Origin of the sequence: Streptomyces sp. NRRL F-5630 (assembly GCF_000719475.1) — a bacterium.
In the GTDB taxonomy this organism is placed as follows: domain Bacteria; phylum Actinomycetota; class Actinomycetes; order Streptomycetales; family Streptomycetaceae; genus Streptomyces.
In genome coordinates this window covers 29,993-54,598 of record NZ_JOGO01000041.1, presented here as the reverse complement: position 1 = coordinate 54,598, position 24,606 = coordinate 29,993, and the positions used below count along the sequence as shown (strand labels likewise).

The following is a 24,606-nucleotide window of genomic DNA, read 5'->3' as shown; positions in this document are numbered from 1 at the left end:
AGCAACCGTCATCCCCCGCCAAGACCACCCCGGCGACACCCGACTCGTCGCCTACATCACCACAGAGGGCGCGGCGGAACCCGAACTCACCGCCACACTGCGCACATTGGCCACCCGGAACCTGCCCGACTACATGGTCCCCACCGCCTACGTCCTCCTCGACACCCTCCCCGTCACCACGAACGGCAAGCTCGACCGGCGCGCCCTGCCCGCACCGGAAATTCCCACCGCCAACCCCGGCCGCGAGCCACGAACCCCGCGCGAGGAAGTGCTCTGCGGCCTGTTCGCCGAGGTGCTGGGACTGCCCTCCGTGGGGGTGGACGACGACTTCTTCGCCCTCGGCGGGCACTCCCTGCTCGCCACCCGGCTGATCGGGCGGATCAGGGAGACCTTGCGTTTCGAGCCGGCCATCCGGGACCTGTTCGCCGCGCCCACGGTCGCCGCGCTCGCCGGCCTCGCGCAGGAGGACGCCGGGGACGGCTCCTTCGACGTGCTGCTGCCGCTCCGCGCGACCGGGGACGCGGCCGCGTTGTTCTGCGTGCATCCGGTCTCCGGGGTCGGCTGGGTCTACGCCACGCTGCTGCGGCACATCGGCCCGCGCCACCCCGTGTACGCGCTCCAGGCCCGTGGACTCCGGGACCCTGAACCCACCGGCACCGGGGAGCAGTTGCCGGGCAGCCTGGAGGAGTTGGTGCGCGACTACGTCGAGCAGATCCGCGCCGTCCAGCCGCACGGCCCGTACCACCTGCTGGGCTGGTCGTTCGGCGGTGTCGTCGCGCACATGATGGCGACGGCGCTCCAGCGGGCGGGCGAGGAGGTCGCCTTTCTGGCGGTGCTGGACGCCTCACCCGAGCCGGTGACCGCCGGAGAGGACGACGAGGACCTCCCGGAGGGCGCCGAGGTCGTCCGGCTGCTCACCGAGTACTTCGGCCCCGGGGAACAGCGGCAAGCGGGGCACCCCGGAGAACGCCCCGCGGGGGATGCTGGAGCACTCGGCGCCGACGGGGTCGCGGCCGTCCTGGACGGCCTGGAGACGCGGCGTCTGGCGGCGGTGGTACGCAACTTCGGGCGTCTGTCGGCCGGGGTCGCGCTGGAACCGTACCGGGGTGAGCTGACTCTCTTCGTAGCGAAGGGCGGCACGGCCACCGCCCCGGAACGGGAGACTCAGTGGGCGCGGTACGTGGACGGCCCAATCGACACGCACCTCGTGGACTGCGCGCACGACGACATGCTGAAGCGCGGCCCGGCCGGGGAGATCGGCCCCGTGGTCGCGCGTCGGATCGGGGGCTGACGGCGCTGTGCCGGAGCACCCGCGGAAGCGTCCCGCGCCGTACGCGGCGCGGGCGGAAGAAGTACTGGGACAAGAACGACTACGAGAGCAAGAGGGAGAACACCATGAGCACCAACCCGTTCGACGACGAGACGGCCGAGTTCTTCGTCCTGGTGAACGACGAGAACCAGCATTCGCTGTGGCCCGCGTTCGCCGAGGTCCCGGCCGGGTGGACCGTCGCCTTCGGCAAGGACTCCCGGCAGGCGTGCGTCGACTTCGTGGAGGAGAACTGGGTCGACATGCGTCCGCGCTCGCTGGTGGTGGCGATGGAGAGCGACTGAGGGTTCGTACCGAAACCCTCAGTATGATCCGGGGGCACGAGCTTGCGTCAGCCCGGAGCCAGGGCCGCCCGCCCGGTACGGCGGAGAGCCGGGTCCGTCCGTTGCCGGGCGGACGCGGCGCGGTCGCGCGCCGGTACCGGCACCGGCCGTCCCCCGCGGGACCGGGGCCGGCGAAGGCGGGCGGGCGCCGGCGAACTACGGACATCGAGGGGGCCGCACATGAAAGAGGCCGGGCAGGCAGCTCAGGCGCGCGACGGCGTGGGGCAAAGGGCGGGTGGACCGACCGCAGGCCGCGGCAGGCGGCGCATCCCGCTCCTGCTGGCGGTGGCGGTGGCCGCCTACGCGATCGACCTGGGCAGCAAGCTGCTCGTCGTCGCACGCCTGGAACACCGGGCTCCCGTCCGGTTGATCGGCTCCTGGCTGGAGCTGGACGTGATCCGGAACTCGGGCGCGGCCTTCAGCATGGGCGCGGCGATGACCATCGTGTTCACGGTGATCGCCGCGGCCGTCGTCGTCGTGATCATCCGGCTGGCGCGGAAGCTGTACAGCGCGCCGTGGGCTGTGGCGCTGGGGCTGCTGCTGGGTGGCGCGCTCGGCAATCTCACCGACCGGCTGTTCCGTTCGCCGGGCGGTCTGAAGGGCGCGGTGGTCGACTTCATCTCGGTGCGCGACTTCAGCGTGATGAACCTCGCCGACTGGGCGATCGTCTGCGGCGGGGTGCTGACCGTGGCGCTGTCCTTCTGGGGGCGGAAGCTGGACGGGACGGGGGAAAGGGGACCGGGGACGGAGTCCTCGTCATCCGCCTCGTCCTCGCAGAGCGGCGGGAGCTGACCGGGCGGGCCTCGGGCCCGCTCCCGACGGCCGGGCGGGGTGGGCGCCCGGCGGTCGCGGCCCCTCTCGTACCCACCGTCTTCGCCGTACCCGTGAACGGTCCGGGCCCTCGTGGCCCGGGCCGTTCCGTGCGTCGCGGGACCGTTTCGGGACACTGGGGGAAAGAGGCGCTGTGTACGACATGATCGTGGTGGGGGCGCGCTGCGCGGGAGCGCCCGTGGCGATGCTGGCAGGCCGGGCCGGGTACCGGGTACTGCTCCTGGAGAAGGCACGTTTCCCGCAGGACAAGCTCTCCTCGCACTACCTCCACCAGCCCGCTGTGGCGCTGCTGGACCGCTGGGGCCTCCTGGGGACGGTCCGGGCGAGCGGCTGCCCGCCCATCGAGCGGGTCAGCTACGAGGCCCCGGGCGTCCGCCTGGACGGCACGCTGCTGCCCGCCGAGGGGCACACGGCGACGTACGCGCCCCGGCGCCACGTCCTGGACCCGATCCTGGCCGAGGGGGCGGTCGCCGGGGGCGCGGAGTTCCGTCAGGGCTGCACCGTGACGGGACTGCTCCGCGAGGGCGGGCGGGTCGCGGGGGTGCGGTTCCGGGCGGACGAGGGGACCGAGCACACCGCGCGGGCCCGGCTCGTGGTCGGCGCGGACGGGATGCGGTCGGCGGTGGCCCGGTTCGCCGAGGCGCGGACCACGGTCGAGAACCCGCCGATGACGTGCACGTACTACACGTACTGGGAGGGGCTGCCCGCGCACTTCGAGCTGTACGAGCGACCGGGCCGCTGGGTCGGGGTCGTCCCGACCAACGAGGGGCGCACGCTGGTGATGGCGTACTTCCCGCAGGCGGAGTTCGGGCGGGTGCGCACGGACGCGCGGGCCGCGTACCTGGAGGCGGTCCGCACCACGGCGCCCGCGCTGCACGCGCGGATGGCGGACGCCGTCCAGACCGAGCGGCTGTACGGCACCGGGGAGCAGCTGAACTTCTTCCGGCGGGCGTACGGACCGGGCTGGGCCCTGGTGGGTGACGCGGCGCATCACAAGGATTCGATCGCGGCGCGGGGCATCACGGACGCGTTCCTCCAGGCGCAGGCGCTCGTCGACCACGTCGGCGCGGAGCTGCGCGAGCCGGCGGCGCTCGACCGGGCGGGCGCCCGGTACGCCGACGACCTCAAGGAACGCTTCACCGAGTTCTACCGGGGGACGCTGAACGTCGCCGAGTTGCGCCTGCCGGAGGAGCGCACCTCCCTCCTCCGTGCCATCGCCCCGAACCCGACGCTGGTCGCCCGCTACTTCGGCACGATCTCGGGGGTGTGCGGGATGGAGGACTTCTACAACGAGGAGTTGCTGGAGGTGCTCGGGGGTGTCTGACGGTGCCGGGGGTGCCCCCGGGGCCGCTGTCGCCGCCGGTGCCGCTCGCGGGGGCGGGCTGGGTACGGGGTTTCGCCGGGTGTGGGCGTCGGTGACGGTGTCCGGTCTGGGGGACGGGATGCGGTTCGCGGCGCTGCCGCTGCTGGCGGCGGAGCTGACCTCGGACCCGCGCCGGGTCGCGGCGGTGGCGCTGGCGGAGCAGCTGCCGTGGCTGCTGATGAGCCTGCCCGCGGGGGTTCTGGCGGACCGGCTGGACCGGCGCCGGCTCATGTGGACGGTGGACGCGGGCCGGGCACTGCTGGTGGCGGGGCTCGCGGTGGCGGTCGCCGCGCACGCGGTGACGATCCCGCTGCTGCTCGTCGCGGGCTTCCTGCTCGGCTGCGGCCAGACCCTGTACAACGGCGCGTGGTCGGGGATCGTACCGATGCTGGTGGCGCCGGATGACCTGGTGCGGGCCAACGCGCGGTTGCAGTCGGGTTTCGTGATCACGGAGACCCTCATGGGGGCCCCGGCGGGTGCCGTGTTGTTCGGGGTGGGCGCGGCGCTGCCGTTCACGGCGGACGCGGTGTCCTTCGCGGTGGCGGCGGCCCTGGTGGTGACGGTACGGGGCGAGTTCCGCACGGGGGCCGGGCCCGGGGCCCGGACGTGGCGGGGATTGCGCCGGGACACGGCGGAGGGGCTGCGCGGGCTGTGGGCCGATGTGCGGCTGCGTCGGCTCTGCGTGGCGTCGGGGCTGACGAGTCTGGTGAGCGGCGGTCTGATCGCCGTGATGGTGCTGTACGCGCGGCAGGCGCTGGGTCTGGGCGGGACGGGGTTCGCGCTGCTGGTGGTGGCTTTCGCGCTGGGCGGGGTGGGAGGTGCGGCGTCGGCTCCGCGCCTGACGGCCCGTCTGGGCGTCGCGCACACGCTGGTGCTGACGGCGGTGGGGATGGCCTTGGCCGCGGCATGCGCGGGAGCGGCGAGGTCGGGCTGGATCGCGGGCGTGTGTGTCCTGGGGTACGGCGCGGCGAATCTGGCGTGGACCGTGACGGCGGTGTCCCGACGTCAGTACCTGGTCCCTGCGGAGCTGATGGGCCGCGTGACGATGGCCTACCAGATGATCACCGGTACCGGCACAGCCCTCGGCACAGCGGCCTCCGGTGCCCTGGCCCACGCCCTGGGCCTGCGGGCCCCTTTCTACCTGGGCGGGGCGGTGCTGCTGGTGACGGCGGCGTTGTCGCGTCGGCGGGCGGGACGGGCACGGGGCGCCGAGGCGCCGGTCAGGAAGTGATCCGGGCTGTGGGGCACCGGTCCGGGCGGCTCGGGCGAGCCGGTGCCGGCACTCGGCGACCGCGAGCCCTACGGGAGGGGCCGATGTCACCGGGGAGCGAGCCGGCCGCTGGTCAACTTGGCTCCGCCCGGCTCCGCCGGACGTGTGATGGAGGCGCGGACATGCGCTCCCGTGGAGTGGGGCAGACATCGGGCGTTCGTACAAGCTCTACTGAACCGAGAACGCTCATGGGACTCATGCGTCTGCGCAGGACCGCCGTAGCCCTGGCTGCCGGGGTGATCGCCTCGGTACTCGCCGCGGTGGCGCCCGCGTCGGCCACACCGGGCGCGGGCGGCCATCACGGCGGTCCGCGGCCTTCCGCCTGCCGACCCGCCAACCACCTGGCGAAAATCACCCAGGCACCCCGCAGCGCCGGACACCACCACTACCGGGTGACGATCACCGCTCCCCGCGGGTACGCCTCCTGCACCCTGGCCGGTTCACCCGTCGACGTGCGCTTCACGCACCACGGGAAGGACAGCGGACTGAGGACCGGCCGGTACGGCAAGCAGGGGCGCGCGGTGGTGCTGAAGTACGGGCACCCGGTCCACTTCGACATCCAGGTACCCACCCACGCCCGCAACGTCCCCGCCGACAGCGTCGGGTTCACGCTGCGGACGCCGAAGGGGGAGATCCCGGGCACCTCCTTCGCGGACGGGAAGCTGAAGGTCGCACGCGGGACACTCGTCGGGCCCGTGCGGGCCGGATGAGGCGGGAGAGGCCCCCGGGGGGAGTTCCCGGGGGCCTCTCGTACGGCGTCGGATCAGGCGACGTCGAAGCGGTCGAGGTCCATCACCTTCGACCAGGCCACCGCGAAGTCCGCGGTGAACTTCGCAGCCGCGTCGTCGCTCGCGTACACCTCGGCGAGAGCACGCAGCTCCGAGTTCGAACCGAAGACAAGATCCGCGCGGGTCCCCGTCCACACCACCCCGCCGTCCGGGCCGGTGGCTTCGTAGGTCCCGCTGTCGTCAGCGGCGGGACGCCAGGAGGCGTCCAGCAGGTTGACGAAGAAGTCGTTCGTCAGGACGCCCGGACGGTCGGTGAGGACGCCGGCCGTCGAGCCGCCCGTGTTCGCGCCGAGAACGCGCAGGCCGCCGACGAGGACCGTCATCTCCGGCGCGGAGAGCCCCAGGAGGTTGGCGCGGTCCACGAGGAGGTACTCCGCGGGCAGCCGGGCCGCCTTGCCGGTGTAGTTGCGGAAGCCGTCCGCCACCGGCTCCAGCGCCGCGAACGACTCGGCGTCGGTGTGCTCGGCGCCCGCGTCCACGCGCCCCGGGGTGAAGGCGACGTCGACGGCGTGCCCGCCGTCGGCCGCGGCCTTCTCCACCGCCGTCGTACCGGCGAGCACGATGAGGTCGGCGAGCGAGACATGGCCGCCGGTCTGGGCGAAGTCGCTCTGGATCGCCTCCAGGCCGGACAGAACGGTCGCGAGGCGCTCAGGGTCGTTGACCTCCCACTCCCGCTGCGGGGCCAGGCGGATGCGGGCGCCGTTGGCGCCGCCGCGCTTGTCGCTGCCGCGGAAGGTCGAGGCGGAGGCCCAGGCCGTGAAGACGAGGTCGGAGACGGAGAGCCCGGAGGCGAGGATCCTCTCCTTGAGCGCCGCGATGTCGGCAGCCGTGAGCGGGGCGCTCTCGGCGGCGGGCAGCGGGTCCTGCCACAGGAGTGTCTCGGCGGGCACCTCGGGGCCGAGGTAGAGGGACTTGGGGCCCATGTCGCGGTGGGTGAGCTTGTACCAGGCGCGGGCGAAGGCGTCGGCGAACGCGGCCGGGTCCTCGTGGAAGCGGCGGGCGATCGGCTCGTAGACGGGGTCGAAGCGCAGCGCGAGGTCGGTGGTGAGCATGTTCGGCGCGATCTTCTTCGCCGGGTCGTGGGCGGCGGGCACGGTGCCTTCGCCCGCGCCGTCCTTCGGCTTCCACTGATGGGCGCCGGCGGGGCTCTTCGTGAGCTCCCACTCGTAGCCGAAGAGGTTGTCGAAGAAGCCGTTGCCCCACTGGGTGGGCGTGCTCGTCCAGGTGACTTCGAGACCCGAGGTGATGGCGTCCGCGCCCTTGCCGCTGCGGAAGGTGCTGCGCCAGCCCAGGCCCTGCTGCTCCAGCGGCGCGGCCTCGGGGTCGTCGCCGACGAGGTCGGCGTCACCCGCGCCATGGGTCTTGCCGAAGGTGTGGCCGCCCGCGATGAGGGCGACGGTCTCCTCGTCGTTCATCGCCATGCGACGGAAGGTCTCACGGATGTCGCGGGCCGCGGCCAGCGGGTCCGGGTTGCCGTTGGGGCCTTCGGGGTTGACGTAGATGAGTCCCATCTGGACGGCACCGAGGGGCTCTTCGAGGTGGCGGTCACCGGTGTAGCGCTCGTCACCGAGCCAGGTGGTCTCCGGACCCCAGTAGACATCGTCCTCGGGCTCCCAGACGTCCACGCGGCCCCCGGCGAAACCGAAGGTCTCGAAGCCCATGGACTCCAGAGCGACGTTCCCGGCGAGGATGAGGAGGTCGGCCCACGAGAGGTTCTGGCCGTACTTCTTCTTGACGGGCCACAGGAGGCGACGGGCCTTGTCGAGGTTGGCGTTGTCGGGCCAGCTGTTGAGCGGGGCGAAACGCTGCTGCCCCGCGCCCGCGCCGCCACGCCCGTCACTGATCCGGTAGGTACCGGCGCTGTGCCAGGCCATACGGATGATCAGGGGACCGTAGTGACCGAAATCGGCCGGCCACCAGTCCTGCGAGGTCGTGAGGACCTCCTCGATGTCACGCTTGACCGCCGGAAGATCGAGCGACTGGAACGCCGCGGCGTAGTCGAAGTCCTCCCCCAGCGGGTTGGCGACCGGGGGGTTCTTCGCCAGGATCTTCAGATTGAGCCGTTCCGGCCACCACTGCCGGTTGCCACCGCCCTGCGTGGGATGGGGCGCGCGGGCGGTGTGCACGACCGGGCAGCCGCCGGACTCCTCGGTCTTCGGGTCGGTGACGATGGCGTCGTGGTTCTCGGTCATGAACATCCTTCCGGACCTGTGCAATTCCTTGAGCACGTGCCAAAGCGCGCGAGGGCGTGCCCGTACAGGGCGTGAGGGGCCCTGTACGGACGGCTTCCGCGCCGCGTCCCGACTCGTACCGGAACCGATCCTACGATGGACTTTGTCCAAGTCAAGAAAAAACCTACCCGGTGCATTACAGGCCGGGCGCTTGTACGGGTCAGGGGGCGTCGCGGAGCGGATCACCACGCGGCTCGGATCACCACGCCACTCGGATCACCACGCGACTCGGATCACGACACGGCTCGGATCACGACACGGCTCGGATCACGACACGGCTCGGATCACGACACGGCTCGGATCACGACACGGCTCGGGTAGGCACCCGGCTCGGGTAGGCACGCGGTCCAGGGCACGGCACGGGCAGGCGCCCTGCCCAGGGCACGGGCGGCGCGGACGAGCACGCCGCGCGGACAAAGCGCGAGCCCGGGTGAGCGGGCGCGGCCCAGGACGCCCGCACGCCATACGGAGAAGCACGCCGCGCAGGCAAGGCACCGGCCGGGTGAGCGGGCGCGGATCAGGAGGAGGCGCGGATGACGAGTTCCGGGTCGAAGACCACCGCGACGGGGTCCGCGGCGCCGCTCTCGATGTGGGTGTGCAGCAGGCGGGCCATCTCCGCGGCCATCTCCTCGACGGGCTGGCGGATCGTCGTGAGGGGCGGATTGGCGGTGACGGCGGCGGTGCTGTCGTCGAAGCCGACGACGGAGACGTCGTCGGGGACCCGTCTGCCGCGTTCACGCAGGACCTGGCACGCGCCCTGCGCCATGAGGTCGTTGGCGGCGAAGACTCCGTCGAGGTCCGGGTGTTCGTCGAGGAGGCGGCGCATCGCCGTCTCGCCGCTGGCGAGGGTGAAGCCGCCCTCGGCGTAGGGCACCCAGGCGTGGCCCTGGCGCGCCATCGCCTCGCGGAAGCCGGTGAAGCGCTCCTGCCCCGCGAGGACGTCGAGGGGCCCGGTGATGGTCGCGACCATGCGGCGACCGCGTGCGAGGAGGTGGGCGGCGGCGAGGGCCGCGCCGTCGCGGTGGGCCAGGTCGACGTAGCTGAGCGGGACGGGCAGCGCGGGGCGGGCGAAGAGGACCGCGGGGACGCCGGTCTCCGCGATGCGGGCGGGGAGCGGGTCGGCGGGGTGGGTGGTGACGACGAGGGCGCCGTCGGCGCTGCCCTGGCGCAGGTAGGCGATCGCCTCGGTGCGGGCCGCCTCGGTCTCGGCGAAGAGGAGGACGGGGTGGAGGGAGTGCGGGCGCAGGTAGCCGATGATGCCGCTCACCGCGCGGCCGAAGAAGGGGTCGGCGAAGACACGGGCGGCGAATCCGGGGTCCGCGTCCTCGCCCTCGTCCCCCGCGCCGGAGACGACGAGCGCGACCGTCCCGGCCTTGCGGGTGACGAGGGAACGAGCGGCGCGGTTGGGGGCGTAGCCGGTGGCGGTGATGGCCTCGCGGACCGCGCTCTGGATGCCGGCGTCGACATTGCGCACGCCGTTGACGACGCGCGAGACGGTGGCCCGGGACACCCCGGCGACGCGGGCGACGTCCTCCAGGGTCGCGGCCCGTCCGCGGGTCTGCGGCTCTCTGCTCATGAGAAGCAGCGTAACCCCTGGGAGAGCGCTCTCCTCCTGCCTCGTCCGAACCGGCGCCAAAGCCCTGCTCAGACGGGGCGGCTGAGCGCTGATCGCAGGCCAACTCCCCTCGGGCAGGCGGCATTAGAGACGGTGGAATCACGGAAACATGGAGTTCATCTTCTCTTGACATGTCTTCGACGACAGCGGAACACTCCCGTTGGGAGAGCGCTCTCTCACTCTCGCCGCTCTGTTCCGCCCGGCCCCTGACGGCGGGGCGGGGCAGGAGCGGAGGAGGGCGCTCCCCTCCACACCCCCACGGACACCAGGAGGTCTCCGCATGTCGAGGAGATCGCGTTTCCGCAGATCGGCCTACGGGTCGGGACTGATGATCACGGCGGGGCTGCTCGCCGCGACGGTGGGGCTGGTGCTTCCGCAGGCGTACGCCGGCGACCAGTCCTCCGCTTCGGCCCCGGCCTCGCAGGCCGCCGCCTCCACCTCGTCGCACGCCGGGATGAACCACGCGCAGGCCGCTCCCCGGGCCTTCGGTGACGACCCCGACGGCGACGGCTACATTCCGGCCGACCCGCCGGTCAGTGCCGAGCCCTCGCAGGCCAATCCCCCGCACCGCTACTTCCACGAGTTCCAGGCGCACTGCTCGGTGACCCACACCGCGCCGGACGACCCGATCGTCTTCCCCGGCCAGCCGGGCGCCTCGCACGATCACACGTTCATGGGAAACGTCTCCACGAACGCCAACTCCACGAGCGCCTCGATGGACGCGGCGAACGGCACCACGTGCGTGGCGCCGGGCGACAAGTCCGGGTACTGGATGCCCTCGCTCTACAAGGGCGACAAGAAGATCCTGCCGGTGGACGTCCAGACCATCTACTACAAGGCGGGAGTCACCGACTACACCAGCGTGCGCCCCTTCCCGAAGGGCCTGCGCTTCCTGGTCGGCAGCCCGATGCAGACCGCGGCGGAGTTCCGCAACCACAAGGGCTTCGTCGAGGGCTGGGAGTGCGGGGACAGCTACTTCAACACCGAGTTCCCCACCTCGTGCCCGACCGGTCAGGACGTCCAGCTCAACATCCGTTTCCAGGCGCCCAGTTGCTGGGACGGGAAGTACCTGGACACGCCCAACCACACGAGCCACATGGCCTATCCGGTGGTGAAGGCGGGCACGAACGACAACGTGTGCCCGGCGGACCACCCCGTGGCGCTGCCGATGATCGAGTTCAAGATGGCGTGGCCGGTCAACGGTGACACGTCCGATCTGCGGCTCGCCAGCGGCGCGGCGCACACGTTCCACTACGACTTCTTCAACGCGTGGGACGACGCGACGCTCAAGGCGATGGTCGATCACTGCATCGTCGGTGGCCTCCAGTGCGACCCCCGGGGCTACGACGAGACGCACCCGGAGGCGGGCGCGGCGCTCGACGAGAACTACGAGTTGCCGAGCTGATCCGGGGTGCGGTGCCGGGGTGGCGCACGCACAGGGGCCGCCCCGGCGCCGTACCGCCCTCGCGCCGCGGCCCCGCCGTACCGTCCTCGCGCCGTGCCCCCGCCGTGGCGGCCCGTACGTGCTGCCGGGAGCCGCCGCACCACGCCCCCACTCCCCCACTGCCCCACCCATGGACTCCGGAAGGAGCCTGCTCTCCCATGCGCAGAATCACCCGCACCCGCGCTCCCCTCGCGGTGGCCGCCGCCCTCGCCGGCGCGGCCCTCGCCCTGCCGTCGCCCGCCGCGCACGCGGCCGGAGACGTCGTGAAGGTCACCGGTTCCCAGGGGAACTGGCAGCTGACCGTCAACGGGCAGCCGTACACCGTCAAGGGCCTCACGTGGGGTCCCTCGCCCAGCGACGCTCCGCGATACCTGCCCGATGTGGCCTCGATGGGGGTCAACACCATCAGGACCTGGGGCACGGACGCCACCAGCAAGCCGCTGTTCGACGCGGCGGCGGCGAACGGCATCCGGGTCGTGGCCGGTTTCTGGCTCCAGCCGGGCGGTGGTCCCGGCTCGGGCGGCTGTGTCAACTACCTGACCGACACCACGTACAAGAACGCCATGCTCGCCGAGTTCCCCAAGTGGGTGGACACCTACAAGGACAACCCCGGTGTGCTCATGTGGGACGTCGGCAACGAGTCGGTGCTCGGACTCCAGAACTGCTACAGCGGCGACGAGCTGGAGCGGCAACGGGACGCGTACACGTCGTTCGTGAACGAGCTGGCGGTGAAGATCAAGGCGGTCGACCCGAACCACCCGGTCACCTCGACGGACGCGTGGACGGGCGCCTGGCCGTACTTCAAGAAGAACACCCCGGCGCTCGACCTGTACGCGGTCAACTCCTACCAGGACGTCTGCGGGGTCAAGGGCACCTGGGAGCAGGGCGGTTACACCAAGCCGTACATCATCACCGAGACCGGCCCCGCGGGTGAGTGGGAGGTCCCGGACGACGCGAACGGGGTGCCCAGGGAACCGGACGACGCGGCGAAGGCGACGGGCTACACGCGGGCCTGGCAGTGCGTCACCGACCACAAGGGGGTCGCGCTCGGTGCGACGATGTTCCACTACGGGACGGAGTACGACTTCGGCGGCATCTGGTTCAACTTGCTGCCGGCCGGCGAGAAGCGGCCCTCGTACTACGCGGTGAAGGAGGCGTACGGGAAGTCGACGGCGAACGACAACAAGCCGCCGAAGGTGGACGCGCTCCAGGTGGAGGGCGGGACCTCGGCGGTGGCGGCGGGGAAGCCGCTGACCGTGTCGGTACCGGCGAGCGACCCGGACGGTGACGCGCTGAGCTACGAGGTGCAGGTGGGGTCGAAGTACATCGACAACGGCTCCGCGCTCACCACGGTCGCCGCGGAGAACCTCCGTGGCGGGAAGCTGAAGGTGACCGCTCCGGACCGCACGGGCGTGTGGAAGCTGTACGTGAAGGTCAAGGACGGCAAGGGGAACGTGGGGGTCGGCACGACGTCCCTGAAGGTCGTGGCACCGCCGGTGACGGGTACGAACCTCGCGCGCGGCAAGACGGCGACGGCTTCCTCGTTCCAGTCGGACCCGACCGGCGGGTGCCCGTGCTGGCCCGAGAAGGCCGTCGACGGGGACAGCTCCAGCCGGTGGGCGAGCGACTGGAGCGATCCGCAGTGGCTCCAGGTGGACCTGGGCTCGTCGAAGGCGATCCGCCACGTGCAGCTCGACTGGGAGTCGGCGTACGCGAAGGTGTACACGATCCAGGTCTCGGACAACGGGAGCGACTGGCGGACCGTGCACGAGGAGACGGCGGGCAACGGCGGGATCGACGACTTCGACGTGAGCGCGACGGCCCGCTACGTGCGGGTGAACGGGACGCAGCGCGGGACGGGGTACGGGTACTCGCTGCACGAGTTCGGGGTGTACGGGGACTGAGAGGGGTTCTTCCAGGGTGCGGGGCCGTGCGGTCCCGTGCTGGTAGTGCGGCGCGCCGCTGAGGCGGTGGCGTGGTACCGGGCGGGCCCCCGCGCCGTCCGGTGCGTGGGCGGGCGCGACAGGCCGGGTGACGGTCCGTCGTGCCCGCTCCACGCGTGCGTACAGGTCCCTTCATTTCTTGGCCACACCCGCCGCGCCAGCGGTTGATTTTCGCCACCTCCTGAAGGAGTGCCTGGCTGGAAATTCTCCCCAAGTCGGCGCGGAGAAAGTGTTATCCAGGGCCTTCCCCCCGGTCGGCGCAGGAGATGTAACGCCCAAGCGAAGGGACCTTGTGCACAACTCTTGACGCTATCCAAGAGGGGGAGAACGATCCCCGAAGAGCGCCGCACTTCGCGCTCGCTTCCCACCCGCACTGTTCGTGCACCACCGCGTCGGCACCCGTGTGCCCGCGGTGACTCATGCCCAGGAGACCGACATGGCTGTGTCCCTGAGTCCGGGAGCCGTTCGCGGCACCCGACCACCTCGAAGAACCCTCGTGGGGCTTGTCGTACTGGCCCTCGCCGCCGCTCTGCTGGCCCTCGTGCCGGCGACGTCCGCGCACGCGGCGCCCGTGCTGCTCTCGCAGAACAAGAACGTCACCGCCTCCAGCGTGGAGAACGGCGGCACCCCCGCGGTGAACGCCGTGGACGGTGACAACGGCACGCGCTGGTCGAGCGCGGCCTCCGATCCGCAGTGGATCACCGTGGACCTCGGTGCGACGGCCTCGGTGAGCCAGGTCGTGCTGCGTTGGGAGACGGCGTACGCGAAGGCGTACCGCGTGGAGTTCTCCTCCGACAACCAGAACTGGACCTCGAAGTACTCGACGACGAGCGGCAACGGCGGCACCGAGACGCTGAACATCAGCGGTGACGCGCGCTACGTGCGGGTCTACGGGACGCAGCGGGCCACGCAGTACGGCTACTCGCTGTGGGAGTTCCAGGTGTACGGCACGACCGGGGGCGGTTCGAACCCCGGCGGCCCGATCACCGGGGGCGGGGACCTCGGCCCGAACGTGAAGGTCTTCGATCCCTCGACCCCGAACATCCAGGGACAGGTCGACTCGATCTTCCAGCAGCAGGAGTCGGCGCAGTTCGGCAACGGGCGCTACCAGCTCCTGTTCAAGCCGGGCACGTACAACAACCTGAACGTGCAGCTCGGTTTCTACACGTCGATCTCGGGGCTCGGCCTCAAGCCGGACGACACGAACTTCAACGGTGACGTGACGGTCGACGCGGGCTGGTTCAACGGCAACGCGACGCAGAACTTCTGGCGTTCGGCGGAGAACCTGGCGATCAAGCCGGTGAGCGGGGACGACCGCTGGGCCGTCGCGCAGGCCGCCCCGTTCCGCCGGATGCACATCAAGGGCGGGCTGAACCTGGCGCCGGCCGGCTACGGCTGGGCGAGCGGCGGGTACATCGCGGACAGCAAGATCGACGGCACGGTCGGCCCGTACTCGCAGCAGCAGTGGTACACGCGGGACAGCACGGTCGGCGGCTGGACCAACGCCGTGTGGAACATGGTGTTCTCCGGCGTGGAGGGCGCGCCCGCGCAGTCCTTCCCGAACCCGCCGTACACGACGCTGAACAACACGCCGGTCTCGCGGGAGAAGCCGTTCCTCTACCTCGACGGGAACGACTACAAGGTGTTCGTCCCCGCCAAGCGGGAGAACGCGCGCGGTGTGTCGTGGAACGGCACCCCGCAGGGGCAGTCGCTGCCGCTGAACCAGTTCTACGTGGCGAAGCCGGGCGTCTCGGCCGACACCCTGAACCAGGCGCTCGACCAGGGTCTCCACCTGCTCTTCACGCCGGGCGTCTACCACCTCAACAAGACGGTGAACGTCAACCGGGCCAACACCGTGGTGCTCGGCCTCGGGTACGCGACGCTGATCCCGGACAACGGGGTCACGGCACTGAAGGTCGCCGACGTGGACGGCGTGAAGCTCGCGGGCCTGCTGCTGGACGCGGGCGCGGTCAACTCGCCCTCGCTCCTGGAGGTCGGCACGGCGGGCTCGCACGTGGACCACGCGGCGAACCCGACCTCGCTCCAGGACGTCTTCGCGCGGGTCGGTGGCGCGGGCCCCGGCAAGGTCACGACGGCGTTCGTGGTGAACAGCGATGACACGATCATCGACCACACGTGGATCTGGCGGGCCGACCACGGGGCCGGCGTGGGCTGGGAGACCAACCGCGCCGACTACGGGCTGACCGTCAACGGCAACGACGTGCTCGCGACGGGTCTGTTCGTCGAGCACTTCAACAAGTACGACGTGCAGTGGAACGGTGAGCGCGGGCGCACGATCTTCTTCCAGAACGAGAAGGCGTACGACGCCCCGAACCAGGCGGCGATCCAGAACGGTTCGATCCAGGGGTACGCGGCGTACAAGGTCGCGGACTCGGTGACGACGCACGAGGGCTGGGGGCTCGGCAGTTACTGCAACTACACCGCCGACCCGGGCATCCGGCAGGACCACGGCTTCCAGGCCCCGGTGAAGCCGGGCGTGAAGTTCCACGACCTGCTGGTGGTCTCGCTCGGCGGGATGGGTCAGTACAACCACGTCATCAACAACACGGGTGGCGCGACGAGCGGGACGTCGACGATTCCTTCGACGGTCACCTCGTTCCCGTGACGAGGCCCGCCCCGCTGCCGGGGGCGCGCTGAGGGAGAGTGAGTGAAGCGGCCGGTCCTTTCGGGGGCCGGCCGTTTCGTCGGGTGCGCCCCGGGGTCAGGTGGCGGGAACGGCCTCGTCCTGCCGGGTGGTGGCGCCGGCGGCGAGGTGGAGCACGCGGTCGGCGAGGGCTGAGCCGACGGGAGCGGCCGCACCTGGGGCGGTCCCAGGGGATTTTTCCTCGGGGACCGCCCCTTTGCCGTTTGCCGGACTTCGAGGTGCGCCGTCACGCGCCGTGCGCGGACGCTCTCGTTTACTCGCGCTTGCTTTTACAGCGCGTGCGCAAGTATTGTCCATGCATGTAAGCGGCTTCCGCATATATCTGGGGCTCGCAGATACCAAGCTCTTGAAGGGTTCTTTCCTCATGCCTCTGGCGCTTCTGGCCCTCGCCATCGGGGCCTTCGGGATCGGCACGACCGAATTCGTGATCATGGGGCTCCTGCCCGAGGTCGCCGATGGCTTCGGGGTCTCCGTGCCGACCGCGGGGTTCCTGGTGACGGGGTACGCACTCGGCGTGGTGATCGGCGCCCCGATCATGACGCTGCTCGGGACCAGGATGCCGCGCAAGCGGATGCTCATGCTGCTCATGGGCCTGTTCGTCATCGGCAACGTGATCTCCGCCGTGGCCCCGGTCTTCGGCGTGATGCTCGCGGGGCGGGTCGTCGCCTCCTTCGCGCACGGCGCCTTCTTCGGCATCGGCGCGGTCGTCGCCGCGGGTCTCGTGCCGCCCGCCAAGCGGGCCGGAGCCATCGCTCTCATGTTCACCGGGCTCACCGTCGCCAACGTCGTCGGCGTACCGCTCGGCACCTACGTTGGCCAGGCGGCGGGCTGGCGCGTCACCTTCCTGGTCGTCGCCGCGCTCGGCGTCGTCGGGATGCTCGGCATCCTCAAGCTCGTCCCCGAACTCCCGCGTCCCGAGGGCGTGCGCCTGCGCCACGAGCTGTCGGCCCTGCGCGATGTGCAGGTCGTCCTCGCGATGGCGATGACCGTGCTCGGCTTCGGCGGGGTCTTCGCCGCCGTCACCTACATCGCCCCGATGCTCACCGAGGTCGCCGGATTCGCCGACTCCTCGGTCACCTGGCTCCTCGTCCTCTTCGGCGCCGGCATGGTCGCGGGCAACCTCGTCGGCGGCAGGTACGCGGACCGCAGGCTCATGCCGATGCTGTTCACCGTGCTCGGCGCGCTCACCGTCGTCCTCGCGCTCTTCACCGTGACGGCCCACTCGGAGCCGGGAGCGGCGGTGACCCTCTTCTTCATCGGCGCCCTCGGCTTCGCGACCGTCCCGCCGCTCCAGAAGCGGGTGCTCGACCAGGCGTCGGGGGCGCCCACGCTGGCCTCCGCGGTCAACATCGGCGCCTTCAACCTGGGCAACGCCCTCGCTGCCTGGCTCGGCGGCCTCGTCATCGACGCGGGCTTCGGCTACACCTCGCCCAACTGGGTGGGCGCCGCGCTCGCCTTCTCCGCACTGCTCCTCGCCTTCGTCTCCGCCGGGCTCGACCGCAAGCGCCCCGCGACCGGCGACGCGAGCGCACCGGCGGCCCACCCGGTCGCCGGTCCGGAGCGGACCCCCGCCGCGCACACCGCCCTCTGACCACTTCCCCGCCGGACGGACGCCCCTGACAGCGCCTCGCTCCGGTCCCCTACGCGAAAGAAAGCACCACCATGAGCGCCCTCTCCCCCACCGTCACCCTCAACAACGGGGTCGTCATGCCCCAGCTCGGCTTCGGGGTCTTCCAGGTCCCCGACGAGGAGACGACCGCCGCTGTCGCGAGTGCCCTGGAGGCCGGTTACCGGTCCGTCGACACGGCCGCCGTCTACGGGAACGAGCGCGGCGTCGGGCGCGCGCTCGCCTCCTCCGGCGTCCCGCGCGAGGACCTGTTCGTCACCACGAAGCTGTGGAACGACGACCAGGGCTACGACGCGACGCTGCGCGCCTTCGACGCCTCGCTCGCCAAGCTCGGCCTGGAGTACACCGACCTGTACCTCATCCACTGGCCGACACCCGCCCGCGACCGGTACGTCGACACCTACCGCGCCCTGGAGAAGCTCCTCGCCGACGGGCGCACCCGCGCCATCGGCGTGTCCAACTTCCAGCCCGCGCACCTGGAACGGCTCGTCGCCGAGACCGGCGTCGTGCCCGCCCTCAACCAGGTCGAGCTGCACCCCGGGCTCCAGCAGCGCGAACTGCGCGCCACGCACGCCAGGTTCGGCATCGCGACCGAGGCGTGGAGCCCGCTCGCGCAGGGCGCGCTGCTGGAGGAGGACGTCCTGACGGGGCTCGCGGCACGGCACGGCCGCAGCCCCGCCCAGATCGTGCTGCGCTGGCACCTCCAGAGCGGGAACATCGTCATCCCCAAGTCGGTGACCCCCGCCCGCATCCGCGAGAACCTCGACGTCTTCGGCTTCACGCTGAGCGACGACGACATGGCGGCCGTCGACGCGCTCGACCGCGGGCTGCGGACGGGCCCCCACCCGGACGAGCTGAACTGACGGACCGGCGGAGCGGGAGGGGGGTCGTGCGCGGTGCTGCGCACGGCCCCTCGTCGCGCGCGCTGCTCACCGCGCGACCGCACCCCGCACCGGTGCCGGGCCGTACGGTCCTCCCCCTGCGGGTCAGTTCTCGCTGATTCGCAGGACCTGCTTGCCGCGCACCCCGCCCTTCTCGCCGCGCGCGTACGCCTCCGCCGCCTTCTCCAGCGGGTGGACGGCATCGACGTGCGGGCGCAGCGCCCCCTCCTCGACGAGCGCCGTGATGCGGCGCAACGCCGCCCCGTCCGGCTCCACGAGGATGCCGGTGAACCGGACCCCGGCCGCCGTCGCGCGCTCCTGGATGTCACCCGCGCCGCTCGACGGCACCGTGATGAGCAGGCCGCCCGGCCGCAGCACCGTGAGCGAGCGGGCGCTCGTGTCGTCCTTCGCGCCCACGAGGTCGAGCACCGTGTCGACGCCCGAGACGTGCTCCTCGAAGCGCTCCCGGCGGTAGTCCACGACCTCGTCCGCGCCGAGGGTGCGGAGCCACGCGTGGCGCGACGCGCTCGCCGTCGCGATGACGTGCGCGCCGATGTGGTGCGCGAGCTGGACCGCCAGATGGCCCACGCCGCCCGACGCCGCGTGGACGAGGACCCGCTCGCCCCGGCGCAGCCGTGCGGTGTCGACGAGCGACTGCCAGGCGGTGAGCGCGGCGAGCGGCAGCGCGGCGGCCTCGTCGAAGTCCAGGCCCTTCGGGATCGGCGCGAACTGGCGGGCCGGTGCGGCGACGTACTCGGCGCAGGCCCCGGCCGTGCGGGGGAACCACGGCATCCCGAGCACCGCGTCGCCCGGCTTGTACAGCGTCACCCCCGTGCCGACCTCTTCGACCGTGCCCGCGACGTCCCAGCCGGGCACGAGCGGCGGGCTCGCGAGGCTCGCGGCGGCGCCGAGGCCCTCGCGGGTCTTCCAGTCCACCGGGTTCACCCCGGCGGCCCGCACACGCACGAGGATCTCGGTGGGCACGGGCGCCGGGCGCGGCACGCGGTCCAGGCGCAGGACCTCGGTGCCGCCGAAGCCGGTCTGGACGAGGGCGCGCATGGTGCGGTCGGGGCGGTCCTTCGGGGTGCTGTCCGTCATGGGTCGGGTTCCTTCCGGGGCTGTCGTGGGTCGGGGGCGGCGGTACGCGGCTGGGAGGACGCGGCGTGTGCGACGGTACGTGCGCGGTGGTCCTTCCGCGTCCATGCAACACCCTCGTGCGGGTCCGGCGCGGGCGGGGCACGATAGGGGAATGCTCCTGGTGACGCTCGTGGACGTGTCGGACGCCGTGGCCGCGACGCGGTCCCGCTCGCGCAAGACGGAACTGCTCGCTGAACTCTTCCTGGCCGCCGGGCCCGAGGACGCGCCGCTCGCCATCGCCTACCTCTCCGGGCGGGTTCCGCAGGGGCGGATCGGCGTCGGCTGGAGCACCCTGCGCGACGCGCCCGCGCCCGCCGCCGCCCCCTCGCTGACGCTCCACGACGTCGACGCCGCACTCGCCGGACTCGCGGCCGTCGCGGGCAAGGGGGCGCAAGCGGAACGGCGACGGCGGGCGGCGGCGCTGCTCGGCGCCGCGACCGAGACGGAGCAGCGCTTCCTCGTCGGGCTGCTCACCGGGGAGGTGCGGCAGGGCGCGCTCGACGCGATGGCGGCGGAGGGGCTCGCGGCGGCCTCCGGGGTGCCCGCGGAGGAGGTGCGGCGGGCCGTGATGCTGCGCGGGGCGCTCGTGCCGGTGGCGCGAGCGCTGCTCGCGGAGGGGCGCGCGGCGCTCGGCGCGTTCCGGCTGACGGTGGGGCGCCCGGTGCGGCCCATGCTCGCCGCCACGGCGGGCTCGGTCGCGGAGGCGCTCGCGGCGCTGGGCTCGTGCGCGGTGGAGGAGAAGCTCGACGGGATCAGGGTGCAGGTGCACCGGGACGGCGAGCGGGTCTCGGTGTGGACGCGGACCCTGGAGGACATCACGGAGCGGCTGCCCGAGGTCGTGGAGGTGGCGCGGGCGCTGCCGGTCGAGCGGTGCGTCCTCGACGGCGAGGTCATCGCGTACGACGAGGCGGGGCGGCCCCGCACCTTCCAGGAGATCGCGGGGCGGACGGGCTCGCGCACCGACGTCGCGAAAGCGCGGGCGCTCGTGCCGGTCGTGCCGGTCTTCTTCGACGTACTGCTCGTCGGTGAACAGGAATTGCTGGACGCGCCGTTCGCGCGGCGCCACCGCGAACTCGCCGCGCTCGTCGGGGAGGAGCACCGGGTGCGGCGGTACGTGGCGGAGGAGTCCGGCGCGGGGCCCGGGGCACCCCCGGCGGCCGACGTGCTCGCGGGGGGCGAGGACTTCCTCGCCGAGACGCTGAAGCGCGGGCACGAGGGGGTCGTGGTCAAGGATTTGGACGCGCCGTACAGCGCGGGGCGGCGCGGCGCGGCATGGCGGAAGGTCAAACCCGTGCACACGCTCGACCTCGTCGTGCTCGCGGCGGAGTGGGGGCACGGGCGGCGCACGGGCAAGCTGTCCAACCTGCACCTTGGGGCGCGCGGAGAGGACGGCGAACTGGTCATGCTGGGCAAGACGTTCAAGGGGCTGACCGACGCGATGCTCGCCGAGCAGACGGAGAGGCTGCTGGAACTGGCGGTGTCCGACGACGGCCACACGGTGCGGGTGCGGCCCGGGCTCGTCGTGGAGATCGCCTTCGACGGGGTGCAGCGGTCCTCGCGGTACCCGGCCGGGCTGACGCTGCGCTTCGCGCGCGTGATCCGCTACCGGCCGGACAAGACGCCGCAGGAAGCGGACACCGTCGAGGCGGTGCGGGAGGCGGGGGCCGGGGCGGTGTAGCGCGGTCGCCGGCGCGAGAGGGGCGGGCGGGTCGCGTACGGGCCGGGAGGAGGCGGCGAGCGGGGGCGGCGAGGGGTGTGATCGGGACGCGCGGGCCCCGACCGGAGACGGTGACATATGCCGGAGGCACCATCGGTTCGGGTGTTGCCAAACGGCTTACGCGGCGGGCGAGGCTGTGTCACAGTCGTCACGTCGCCGCTCCGGCGGCCGGTCGCGCCCGGGGCGTGCCCGCCGGGAGGCGTGCTCGTCCGTCCAGTCGCGGGGTCGGCGTCCCGGCCCGTGATGTGTACGCCGTATCGGAGCCGCCATGCCCCCGCCCGCCTCCACGGACCGCCCCGTGCCACAGCTGTGGCAGGACGGCGCGCCCTCCGTGCTGCGGCCCCGGCGGCCCGTCGGGGAGCCGGCTTCCCGCACCGGCCCGCACGCGGGTGCGGACATCCCTCCCGGCGCGGATGCGCCTTCCGGGATGGACCTGGCTGAACTCGACTCCCTGCTCCGGGCCTTGCGCGCCCGGCGCGCCACCGGCGCGCTCCCACCGCACGTCGGCGGCGCCGAGTGGGATCTGCTGACGGACGGCGCCCGCTGCTCCGCCGAGTTCGCGGCGATCCTCGGCCGCGATCCCGCGCTCCCCGCGCCCGGACTCGACGAACTCCCGTCCTACGTCCACCCCGAGGACCGCCCCGCGCTCACCGCCCTCATGACCGGCTGCCTCGTGGACGGCCGGGCGCTCGACGGGACCCTGCGACTGCTGCGCGCGGACGGCGGCGAGCGCACGGTGCGCCTGCTGGGCGAACCGGTGCTCGACGCCGAGGGGTGCACGGCTTCCCTCTGGCTCGTCGTCCGCGAGACGACACCGGGGACGGCTCACCGCGCCGCGCCGCCCGCCCCGCCCGCCGCACGCGAGGAGCACCGGCTCGCCGTGGCCCTGCGGGACAGCGTGCTGCCGCCGTGGCAGGGCCCGGTGCGGTTCCCCTCCGGCGGCCCGCACCCGGCACCCACCGCCACGACGCCCTTCGGCGAGGCCGCCGCGCCCGTACGAAGTCCCGCGCCCGTACGGCGTCCCGCTCCGCCGAAGGCACGACGCTCCCGCCGACGCGCCTCGCCTCCTCCCCCGGCCCCGTCGCGGACGGGCGAGGCCCGCCCGCCGACGCTGGATCTGACCGTGCTCAGGCCGGGCGGGCCGCCCGGCGCGAGCAGCGGTCACTGGTACGAGGCGGCGGAACTCCCCGACGGCTCGACCCTGTTGGCCGCCGGTCAGGTGGCCGGGCACGGGCTCGCCGGGACCACGGACACGGCGACGCTGCTCGGCGCGCTGCGCGGCATCGCGCTCACCGGGGCGGGTCCCGGCGCGCTGCTCGACGTACTCGGTCAGGTCGTGGGCGCGGGCCACACCCCCCTCGCGTCCGCGCTGTGCTGCCGCGTCCGGCCCGATTCCCCGACCCTGGTCTGGGCGCAGGCGGGACACGCGGCACCGTTGCTCTTCCGCGCGGGCGCCGGGCGGTCCCTGGAGCGACCCGCGGGCCATCTCCTGGGCGCACCGCGGGACATCGGGCACGCCGAGCACTCCGCCGCGCTGGCAGCGGGCGATCTGCTCGTGCTGCGCAGCGGGGGTCCCGTACCCGCCGCCGTCCCGGCCGGTACCGGGCGGGACGAGGACGACGCCCTGCTCGCGCTCGCCCCGCGGCTCGCCGGGGTGACCGGGGCCCGGGACGCCGCGCGGATCATCGGCGAGGCGCTGCGCACCGGCACGGACGCGGACGGTGGTGAGGACTGTCTGCTGATCGCACTCGTGCGGGAGTGACGCGCCGAGGGCCGGGAACGCGGCCCTTTTGTCCAGGGACGTGACGCTTCCCTGCGGGGGACCCGCGACGGACCGGGTCCGGGCGCCCGCGACGCGCCGGGTTCACGCTTCGGCGGCGCGCCGGGTTCAGGCTCCCGCGACGCGTCCCGTGCCACGGCTCCTCCCCGGCGACTTCGGCATGACGCGCTCGATGTCGCCGCGCAGCACGTCGATCTGCGCGTGGCCCGCGTACCGCCCGGTGAGGCGGTACATCTGCCGCAGCCGGTCCCAGGTGCGCAGCGAGGACGTCTCGCCGATCGACTGGAGCGCCAGCCGGGCGTAGAAGTCGGCCTGTTCGGGGTCGTTGCCGAGGAAGCACGCCGAGGCCATCGAGAGGTGGTCGAAGATCTGCGAGCGCTGGCGTTCGGCGTTGCGCAGGGCGAGGGCACGCTTGGCGTGGGCCTGGGCGACGGGGGCCGCGGTGGGGTCGTGCTCGGCGAGGGTGCGGTAGGCGAGGGCCTGCATCCCGTACAGGTCCGCCTCGTCGAACATCTGCATCCAGCTCAGATGTTCGCCCACGCCCTTGTCGGAGACGAAGAGTTCCTCCGCCTCGCCGAGCGTGCGGCGCATCGCCTGGCCGTGGCCCATCGAGGCGTGCGCCCACGCCTCGATGGTGCGGAACATCGCGCGGGTACGGGGCAGGGCGTTCTCGCCCGCGCCCGAGCCCGCGAGCTTCATGAGGTCGAGGGCCTCGCCCGGCTCGCCCAGGTGGATCTTCTGGCGGGCGGCGCGGGAGAGCGCCTCGCTCGCGCGCGGGCGGTCGCCGCCCTCGCGCGCCGCGTGGGCGGCGATGAGGAAGTACTTCTGCGCGGTGGGTTCGAGGCCGACGTCGTGGGACATCCAGCCCGCGAGCACCGCGAGGTTGGCGGCGACGCCCCAGAGCCTGCGCTGGAGATGGGCGGGGTGGTGGTAGGCGAGCATCCCGCCCACCTCGTTGAGCTGGCCCACGACGGCCTTGCGCTGGAGGCCGCCGCCCCGGGAGGCGTCCCAGGCGCGGAAGACCTCGACGGAGTTCTCCAGTTCGTCGATCTCCTGCGCGCCGACGGGCGCCGCTTCGTAGCGGTCCCAGCCCGCCTGCTCGGCGTGGAGGGGGTCGCCCTCGTGCGGCCGGTCGGCCGCGAGGACGGGGTCGGTGTGGAGCCAGTCGTGCATGGCGGTGCTGAGGGCGGAGCCCGCGGCGAGCGCGGCACCCGCGCCCACCAAGCCGCGTCGGTTGAGCATGAGGTCCATTCCCGTGAATTCGGTGAGGAACGCGGCCGTCTTCTCGGGCGCCCACGGCACACCGTCGGGGTTGTCGACGCTCCCTCCGGTGTGCGCGCCCCCCGCGCGCCCGCGCCTGACCAGGCCGAGATCCTCTATGGTCACGACACGGCCGAGACGCTCGGTGAACAGGGCGGCCATCACCCGGGGCACGGGGTCGCGGGGGATCTCGCCCACCTCGATCCAGCGCCGTACGCGCGAGGTGTCGGTGGCCAGCTGGGGGTGGCCCATGGCCGCCGCCCGCCGGTTCACCAGTCGCGCGAGTTCGCCCTTGGACCAGCCGGTCATGCCGAACAGGTCGCCAAGGCGGGTGTTGGGTTGTCCGCTCACGTCAAGCCCCCAGGTTCTCGGCTGACTTGACACTAACGGCCCGTCACGTGCGG

The 24,606-nt window shown here is 72.6% G+C and carries 17 protein-coding genes; 13 read left to right on the top strand and 4 right to left on the bottom strand.

Going from position 1 to position 24,606, the window contains the following annotated elements; translation table 11 throughout:
• The 6 genes from IF99_RS0119480 to IF99_RS0119455 all read left to right on the top strand — a co-directional run.
• On the top strand, window positions 1-1,291 hold a 1,291-nt coding region (locus IF99_RS0119480; protein ID WP_030997857.1), incomplete at its 5' end, for an alpha/beta fold hydrolase.
• 104 nt (window positions 1,292-1,395) lie between these two features.
• Entirely contained in the window at window positions 1,396-1,611 is a 216-nt protein-coding gene (locus IF99_RS0119475; protein ID WP_030997856.1) for an MbtH family protein, read from the top strand.
• Between the two features lie 219 nt (window positions 1,612-1,830).
• Entirely contained in the window at window positions 1,831-2,442 is a 612-nt protein-coding gene (gene lspA / locus IF99_RS0119470; RefSeq protein ID WP_078655170.1) for a signal peptidase II, read from the top strand.
• A 181-nt stretch (window positions 2,443-2,623) separates the two neighbouring features.
• Complete coding sequence (locus IF99_RS0119465) at window positions 2,624-3,805, top strand: NAD(P)/FAD-dependent oxidoreductase (protein ID WP_324604385.1); 1,182 nt, start codon at window positions 2,624-2,626, stop codon at window positions 3,803-3,805.
• On the top strand, window positions 3,690-5,075 hold the full coding sequence (locus IF99_RS0119460; protein ID WP_078655169.1) for an MFS transporter: 1,386 nt from the start codon (window positions 3,690-3,692) through the stop codon (window positions 5,073-5,075). The genes IF99_RS0119465 and IF99_RS0119460 overlap by 116 nt, the downstream gene beginning before the upstream one ends.
• A 227-nt stretch (window positions 5,076-5,302) precedes the next feature.
• Window positions 5,303-5,824, top strand: coding sequence for a hypothetical protein (locus IF99_RS0119455; RefSeq protein WP_030997850.1), 522 nt, complete (start codon window positions 5,303-5,305; stop codon window positions 5,822-5,824).
• Window positions 5,825-5,877: 53 nt separating this feature from the next.
• On the opposite strand, the gene katG is transcribed toward IF99_RS0119455, so the two are convergent.
• Together katG and IF99_RS0119445 are read right to left on the bottom strand one after the other, a co-directional pair.
• On the bottom strand, window positions 5,878-8,094 hold the full coding sequence (gene katG, locus IF99_RS0119450) for a catalase/peroxidase HPI (protein ID WP_030997849.1): 2,217 nt from the start codon (window positions 8,092-8,094) through the stop codon (window positions 5,878-5,880).
• A gap of 556 nt (window positions 8,095-8,650) precedes the next feature.
• Window positions 8,651-9,709 (bottom strand): LacI family DNA-binding transcriptional regulator, encoded by a 1,059-nt coding sequence (locus tag IF99_RS0119445; protein ID WP_030997848.1) that lies wholly within the window; start codon window positions 9,707-9,709, stop codon window positions 8,651-8,653.
• Window positions 9,710-10,076: 367 nt separating this feature from the next.
• On the opposite strand from IF99_RS0119445, the gene IF99_RS0119440 reads away from it, so the two are divergent.
• From IF99_RS0119440 to IF99_RS0119420, 5 genes are all read left to right on the top strand, one after another.
• Window positions 10,077-11,153: a DUF1996 domain-containing protein gene (locus tag IF99_RS0119440; RefSeq protein WP_030997847.1), complete on the top strand. Its 1,077-nt coding sequence runs from the start codon at window positions 10,077-10,079 to the stop codon at window positions 11,151-11,153.
• A gap of 197 nt (window positions 11,154-11,350) precedes the next feature.
• Window positions 11,351-13,096 carry a discoidin domain-containing protein gene (locus tag IF99_RS0119435; protein WP_030997846.1) on the top strand — a complete coding sequence of 582 codons (1,746 nt, stop codon included), beginning with the start codon at window positions 11,351-11,353 and terminating at the stop codon, window positions 13,094-13,096.
• Between the two features lie 475 nt (window positions 13,097-13,571).
• Window positions 13,572-15,761: a discoidin domain-containing protein gene (locus IF99_RS0119430; protein ID WP_051703580.1), complete on the top strand. Its 2,190-nt coding sequence runs from the start codon at window positions 13,572-13,574 to the stop codon at window positions 15,759-15,761.
• 403 nt (window positions 15,762-16,164) lie between these two features.
• Window positions 16,165-17,391: an MFS transporter gene (locus IF99_RS0119425; RefSeq protein WP_030997844.1), complete on the top strand. Its 1,227-nt coding sequence runs from the start codon at window positions 16,165-16,167 to the stop codon at window positions 17,389-17,391.
• A gap of 71 nt (window positions 17,392-17,462) precedes the next feature.
• Complete coding sequence (locus tag IF99_RS0119420; RefSeq protein WP_030997843.1) at window positions 17,463-18,290, top strand: aldo/keto reductase; 828 nt, start codon at window positions 17,463-17,465, stop codon at window positions 18,288-18,290.
• Window positions 18,291-18,413: 123 nt separating this feature from the next.
• Here the strand turns inward: IF99_RS0119420 and IF99_RS0119415 are convergent, their stop codons facing one another.
• Window positions 18,414-19,406: an NADP-dependent oxidoreductase gene (locus tag IF99_RS0119415; protein WP_030997842.1), complete on the bottom strand. Its 993-nt coding sequence runs from the start codon at window positions 19,404-19,406 to the stop codon at window positions 18,414-18,416.
• A 151-nt stretch (window positions 19,407-19,557) separates the two neighbouring features.
• Between IF99_RS0119415 and IF99_RS0119410 the strand changes: the two genes are divergently transcribed.
• Both IF99_RS0119410 and IF99_RS0119405 read left to right on the top strand, forming a co-directional pair.
• Window positions 19,558-21,123 (top strand): ATP-dependent DNA ligase, encoded by a 1,566-nt coding sequence (locus IF99_RS0119410; protein WP_030997840.1) that lies wholly within the window; start codon window positions 19,558-19,560, stop codon window positions 21,121-21,123.
• Window positions 21,124-21,589: 466 nt separating this feature from the next.
• Window positions 21,590-22,924, top strand: a complete 1,335-nt coding sequence (locus IF99_RS0119405) for a SpoIIE family protein phosphatase (RefSeq protein WP_030997839.1) — start codon at window positions 21,590-21,592, stop codon at window positions 22,922-22,924.
• A 126-nt stretch (window positions 22,925-23,050) separates the two neighbouring features.
• On the opposite strand, the gene IF99_RS0119400 is transcribed toward IF99_RS0119405, so the two are convergent.
• Entirely contained in the window at window positions 23,051-24,553 is a 1,503-nt protein-coding gene (locus IF99_RS0119400; RefSeq protein ID WP_030997838.1) for a hypothetical protein, read from the bottom strand.
• Window positions 24,554-24,606: the final 53 nt, after the last annotated feature.

Excerpts from the sequence above, each read along its gene's own strand:
- IF99_RS0119415 (WP_030997842.1), bottom strand. The coding sequence starts at position 19,406 with ATGACGGACAGCACCCCGAAGGACCGCCCCGACCGCACCATGCGCGCC.
- IF99_RS0119455 (WP_030997850.1), top strand. The coding sequence starts at position 5,303 with ATGGGACTCATGCGTCTGCGCAGGACCGCCGTAGCCCTGGCTGCCGGG.
- IF99_RS0119430 (WP_051703580.1), top strand. The coding sequence starts at position 13,572 with ATGGCTGTGTCCCTGAGTCCGGGAGCCGTTCGCGGCACCCGACCACCT.
- lspA (WP_078655170.1), top strand. The coding sequence starts at position 1,831 with ATGAAAGAGGCCGGGCAGGCAGCTCAGGCGCGCGACGGCGTGGGGCAA.
- IF99_RS0119465 (WP_324604385.1), top strand. The coding sequence starts at position 2,624 with ATGATCGTGGTGGGGGCGCGCTGCGCGGGAGCGCCCGTGGCGATGCTG.
- IF99_RS0119435 (WP_030997846.1), top strand. The coding sequence starts at position 11,351 with ATGCGCAGAATCACCCGCACCCGCGCTCCCCTCGCGGTGGCCGCCGCC.
- IF99_RS0119425 (WP_030997844.1), top strand. The coding sequence starts at position 16,165 with ATGCCTCTGGCGCTTCTGGCCCTCGCCATCGGGGCCTTCGGGATCGGC.
- IF99_RS0119420 (WP_030997843.1), top strand. The coding sequence starts at position 17,463 with ATGAGCGCCCTCTCCCCCACCGTCACCCTCAACAACGGGGTCGTCATG.
- IF99_RS0119445 (WP_030997848.1), bottom strand. The coding sequence starts at position 9,709 with ATGAGCAGAGAGCCGCAGACCCGCGGACGGGCCGCGACCCTGGAGGAC.
- katG (WP_030997849.1), bottom strand. The coding sequence starts at position 8,094 with ATGACCGAGAACCACGACGCCATCGTCACCGACCCGAAGACCGAGGAG.
- IF99_RS0119405 (WP_030997839.1), top strand. The coding sequence starts at position 21,590 with ATGGACCTGGCTGAACTCGACTCCCTGCTCCGGGCCTTGCGCGCCCGG.
- IF99_RS0119440 (WP_030997847.1), top strand. The coding sequence starts at position 10,077 with ATGATCACGGCGGGGCTGCTCGCCGCGACGGTGGGGCTGGTGCTTCCG.
- IF99_RS0119410 (WP_030997840.1), top strand. The coding sequence starts at position 19,558 with ATGCTCCTGGTGACGCTCGTGGACGTGTCGGACGCCGTGGCCGCGACG.
- IF99_RS0119475 (WP_030997856.1), top strand. The coding sequence starts at position 1,396 with ATGAGCACCAACCCGTTCGACGACGAGACGGCCGAGTTCTTCGTCCTG.